At 55.2% G+C, this 5656-nt stretch carries 3 rRNA genes; all 3 read right to left on the bottom strand.

Annotated features, from left to right (window positions below):
- Nucleotides 1–51: 51 nt before the first annotated feature.
- The 3 genes from rrf to ACIQCN_RS15235 all read right to left on the bottom strand — a co-directional run bounded on the left by rrf (nt 52) and on the right by ACIQCN_RS15235 (nt 5472).
- Nucleotides 52–168: ribosomal RNA gene (rrf, locus tag ACIQCN_RS15245) — 5S ribosomal RNA — on the bottom strand.
- A 168-nt stretch (nt 169–336) separates the two neighbouring features.
- A 23S ribosomal RNA gene (locus ACIQCN_RS15240) occupies nt 337–3460 on the bottom strand.
- A gap of 488 nt (nt 3461–3948) precedes the next feature.
- Nucleotides 3949–5472: ribosomal RNA gene (locus ACIQCN_RS15235) — 16S ribosomal RNA — on the bottom strand.
- The 16S, 23S and 5S rRNA genes sit together here, the layout of an rRNA operon.
- Between the last annotated feature and the right edge of the window lie 184 nt (nt 5473–5656).

The following is a 5656-nucleotide window of genomic DNA, read 5'->3' as shown; positions in this document are numbered from 1 at the left end:
TTAAATGTGGGAGGCCCCGAACCTGGTGGTTCGGGGCCTCGACCAATGTGTGTCCGGCGGTGACCTACTCTCCCACACCCTCCCGGGTGCAGTACCATCGGCGCTGTGGGTCTTAGCTTCCGGGTTCGGAATGGGACCGGGCGTTTCCCCCACGCTATGACCGCCGTAACCCTTCGACCCGCACCCTGTTATGGGGTGGGGAAATCTTTGTGGTTACAACATGCTCCGGTTAGGGAGCTGTGGTGTTGTATTCAGTTATGTTCCTTCAACGGTGAACCCTGTGAAGGGTTGTTGGTTGGGAACCACATAGTGGACGCAAGCATTCTTGTTTTCTTGGTGGTGTAAGTTGTTGGCCTATTAGTACCGGTCAGCTTCACGAGTCTTTAGTCCTCGCTTCCACATCCGGCCTATCAACCCAGTGGTCTGGCTGGGGGCCTCTCACACACGAGGTGTATGGAAATCTCATCTTGAAGCGAGCTTCCCGCTTAGATGCTTTCAGCGGTTATCCCATCCGAACGTAGCTAATCAGCGGTGCACTTGGCAGTACAACTGACACACCAGAGGTTCGTCCGTCCCGGTCCTCTCGTACTAAGGACAGCCCTTCTCAAATTTCCTGCGCGCGCAGCGGATAGGGACCGAACTGTCTCACGACGTTCTAAACCCAGCTCGCGTACCGCTTTAATGGGCGAACAGCCCAACCCTTGGGACCTACTCCAGCCCCAGGATGCGACGAGCCGACATCGAGGTGCCAAACCATGCCGTCGATATGGACTCTTGGGCAAGATCAGCCTGTTATCCCCGAGGTACCTTTTATCCGTTGAGCGACGGCCATTCCACAATGTACCGCCGGATCACTAGTCCCGACTTTCGTCCCTGCTCGAGATGTCTCTCTCACAGTCAAGCTCCCTTGTGCACTTACACTCGACACCTGATTGCCAACCAGGCTGAGGGAACCTTTGGGCGCCTCCGTTACTTTTTAGGAGGCAACCGCCCCAGTTAAACTACCCATCAGGCACTGTCCCTGACCCGGATTACGGGCCGAAGTTAGATGTCCAAAGTGACCAGAGTGGTATTTCAACGATGACTCCACCCGAACTGGCGTCCGGGCTTCAACGTCTCCCACCTATCCTACACAAGCCACTCCGAACACCAATACCAAACTATAGTAAAGGTCTCGGGGTCTTTCCGTCCTGCTGCGCGTAACGAGCATCTTTACTCGTACTGCAATTTCGCCGAGTTTATGGTTGAGACAGCGGGGAAGTCGTTACTCCATTCGTGCAGGTCGGAACTTACCCGACAAGGAATTTCGCTACCTTAGGATGGTTATAGTTACCACCGCCGTTTACTGGGGCTTAAATTCTCAGCTTCGCCTTGCGGCTAACCGGTCCTCTTAACCTTCCAGCACCGGGCAGGAGTCAGTCCGTATACATCGTCTTGCGACTTCGCACGGACCTGTGTTTTTAGTAAACAGTCGCTTCCCCCTGGTCTCTGCGGCCCCGATCCCCTCCCACCAGCAAGTGGTGTTCAAGGTTGGGGCCCCCCTTCTCCCGAAGTTACGGGGGCATTTTGCCGAGTTCCTTAACCATAATTCTCTCGATCGCCTTAGTATTCTCTACCTGATCACCTGTGTCGGTTTGGGGTACGGGCGGCTAAAACCTCGCGTCGATGCTTTTCTCGGCAGCATAGGATCACCAAATCCCCCCATACGGGGGTCCCATCAGATCTCAGGCATCATGAACAGCGGATTTGCCTACCGTTCGCCCTACATCCTTAGACCGGGACAACCATCGCCCGGCTCGGCTACCTTCCTGCGTCACACCTGTTAATACGCTTGCCTCCCAGGATCAGGTCCCGCGCTCCACCAAAACCCTTCACCCACAAGGGGTGTCGGGCAGGTCTCGGGCGGTTAGTATCCCCTGTTCAACATGGGCGGTTTTTCGCCGGTACGGGAATATCAACCCGTTGTCCATCGACTACGCCTGTCGGCCTCGCCTTAGGTCCCGACTTACCCAGGGCAGATTAGCTTGACCCTGGAACCCTTGATCATTCGGCGGACGGGTTTCTCACCCGTCTTTCGCTACTCATGCCTGCATTCTCACTCGTGTAGGCTCCACCGCTGGTTTACACCGCGACTTCACCGCCCACACGACGCTCCCCTACCCATCCAGGCGCCTGAACCACAAGGGCTTAGCTAATACCTGAATGCCACAACTTCGGCGGTGTACTTGAGCCCCGCTACATTGTCGGCGCGGAATCACTTGACCAGTGAGCTATTACGCACTCTTTTAAGGATGGCTGCTTCTAAGCCAACCTCCTGGTTGTCTTCGCAACTCCACATCCTTTCCCACTTAGCACACGCTTAGGGGCCTTAGTTGGTGGTCTGGGCTGTTTCCCTCTCGACTATGAAGCTTATCCCCCACAGTCTCACTGCTGCGCTCTCACTTACCGGCATTCGGAGTTTGGCTGACGTCAGTAACCTTGTAGGGCCCATTAGCCATCCAGTAGCTCTACCTCCAGCAAGAAACACGCAACGCTGCACCTAAATGCATTTCGGGGAGAACCAGCTATCACGAAGTTTGATTGGCCTTTCACCCCTACCCACAGCTCATCCCCTCCATTTTCAACTGAAGTGGGTTCGGTCCTCCACGACGTCTTACCGTCGCTTCAACCTGGCCATGGGTAGATCACTTCGCTTCGGGTCTAGATCACGCCACTGCAACGCCCTATTCAGACTCGCTTTCGCTACGGCTCCCCCACACGGGTTAACCTCGCGACGTAACACTAACTCGCAGGCTCATTCTTCAAAAGGCACGCCGTCACAACTACAAGGCTGCTCCGACGGATTGTAAGCACACGGTTTCAGGTACTGTTTCACTCCCCTCCCGGGGTACTTTTCACCTTTCCCTCACGGTACTGGTCCGCTATCGGTCATTAGGGAGTATTTAGGCTTATCAGGTGGTCCTGACAGATTCGCACGGGATTTCTCGGGCCCCGTACTACTTGGGATACTTCCCAGGCGGCGCACAACATTACGGTTACGGGACTAACACCCTCTCTGGCCGGCCTTTCAAAACCGTTCACCTATGCACGCGCTCTCACCTCACCAGTCCGGCAGAACTGGAACGGAAAGTCCCACAACCCCGACCATGCAACGCCCGCCGGCTATCACACATGGAACGGTTTAGCCTGATCCGCGTTCGCTCGCCACTACTAACGGAATCACTATTGTTTTCTCTTCCTGCGGGTACTGAGATGTTTCACTTCCCCGCGTTCCCTCCACGCACCCTATGTGTTCAGATGCGGGTCACTGAGTCACTCGCGCGCTCAGCGGGGTTTCCCCATTCGGACACCCTGGGATCACAGTCCGGTTATCGACTCCCCCAGGCTTATCGCAGATTCCTACGTCCTTCTTCGGCTCCTAATGCCAAGGCATCCACCGTGTGCTCTTAAAAACTTGACCACAAAGATCAAAAACAAAAAACACTCGAGAGAACCACGAAACCAACCACACCAAACGATGCAGCCAGATCCAGGTTCATATCTTGGAAATTGCTTCTTATAAAAGATGCTCGCGTCCACTATGTAGTTCTCAAACAACAACCCCGTACCACACACCCCACACACAACACCCCCAAAGGAGCGAACCATGCATGATCGATGCAGCCAGGAAACCAGAAACAAACAAACCCGGGCAAAACCCGGCCCTGTTGCCTCAGGACCCAACAGTGTGCCAAACACCACCCAACAACCCGAACCGGCTTCCGTTCCACAACCAACCCCGAAGAGCCAGCCCGTACTAACCAAACCAATCCGCGCCACCAGGCACCTATTCATTGATATTCCACCCATGAGCACCCGCCGCAGAACATACGTCTGCGCAACGGGCATATACTCCTGACAACCCCACCACCAGCATGCACCGGCCATGACGTTGTAGGCGCTCCTTAGAAAGGAGGTGATCCAGCCGCACCTTCCGGTACGGCTACCTTGTTACGACTTAGTCCCAATCGCCAGTCCCACCTTCGACAGCTCCCTCCCACAAGGGGTTAGGCCACCGGCTTCGGGTGTTACCAACTTTCGTGACTTGACGGGCGGTGTGTACAAGGCCCGGGAACGTATTCACCGCAGCGTTGCTGATCTGCGATTACTAGCGACTCCGACTTCATGGGGTCGAGTTGCAGACCCCAATCCGAACTGAGACCGGCTTTTTGGGATTAGCTCCACCTCACAGTATCGCAACCCTTTGTACCGGCCATTGTAGCATGCGTGAAGCCCAAGACATAAGGGGCATGATGATTTGACGTCGTCCCCACCTTCCTCCGAGTTGACCCCGGCAGTCTCCTATGAGTCCCCACCATCACGTGCTGGCAACATAGAACGAGGGTTGCGCTCGTTGCGGGACTTAACCCAACATCTCACGACACGAGCTGACGACAACCATGCACCACCTGTGAACCGGCCCCAAAGGAGAAGGACTGTTTCCAGCCCGGTCCGGTCCATGTCAAGCCTTGGTAAGGTTCTTCGCGTTGCATCGAATTAATCCGCATGCTCCGCCGCTTGTGCGGGCCCCCGTCAATTCCTTTGAGTTTTAGCCTTGCGGCCGTACTCCCCAGGCGGGGCACTTAATGCGTTAGCTACGGCGCGGAAAACGTGGAATGTCCCCCACACCTAGTGCCCAACGTTTACGGCATGGACTACCAGGGTATCTAATCCTGTTCGCTCCCCATGCTTTCGCTCCTCAGCGTCAGTTAATGCCCAGAGACCTGCCTTCGCCATCGGTGTTCCTCCTGATATCTGCGCATTTCACCGCTACACCAGGAATTCCAGTCTCCCCTACATCACTCTAGTCTGCCCGTACCCACCGCAGATCCGGAGTTGAGCCCCGGACTTTCACGGCAGACGCGACAAACCGCCTACGAGCTCTTTACGCCCAATAATTCCGGATAACGCTTGCGCCCTACGTATTACCGCGGCTGCTGGCACGTAGTTAGCCGGCGCTTCTTCTGCAGGTACCGTCACTTTCGCTTCTTCCCTACTGAAAGAGGTTTACAACCCGAAGGCCGTCATCCCTCACGCGGCGTCGCTGCATCAGGCTTGCGCCCATTGTGCAATATTCCCCACTGCTGCCTCCCGTAGGAGTCTGGGCCGTGTCTCAGTCCCAGTGTGGCCGGTCACCCTCTCAGGCCGGCTACCCGTCGTCGCCTTGGTAAGCCATTACCTCACCAACAAGCTGATAGGCCGCGAGTCCATCCAAAACCACAAAAAGCTTTCCACCCCCCACCATGCGATGAGGAGTCATATCCGGTATTAGACCCAGTTTCCCAGGCTTATCCCAGAGTTAAGGGCAGGTTACTCACGTGTTACTCACCCGTTCGCCACTAATCCAGGAGCAAGCTCCCTTCATCGTTCGACTTGCATGTGTTAAGCACGCCGCCAGCGTTCATCCTGAGCCAGGATCAAACTCTCCGTTGAAGTAAAACAAAAACAGACACAACCGGAAACGACGGGAAAACGCCGCAACCAGCTGCACAAAATTTGAAACCAGCTGTAAAAACCATGCACACCACGGGGTGGCGGCACAGCAAATCCAACCAATTCATAAAAAATCGGTATCAATAAACTTGGCACACTATTGAGTTCTCAAACAACAGACACA

The sequence above is a fragment of the Pseudarthrobacter sp. NPDC092424 genome, assembly GCF_044754925.1.
Classification (GTDB): domain Bacteria; phylum Actinomycetota; class Actinomycetes; order Actinomycetales; family Micrococcaceae; genus Arthrobacter.
This window is presented reverse-complemented; position numbering and strand designations above follow the sequence as displayed.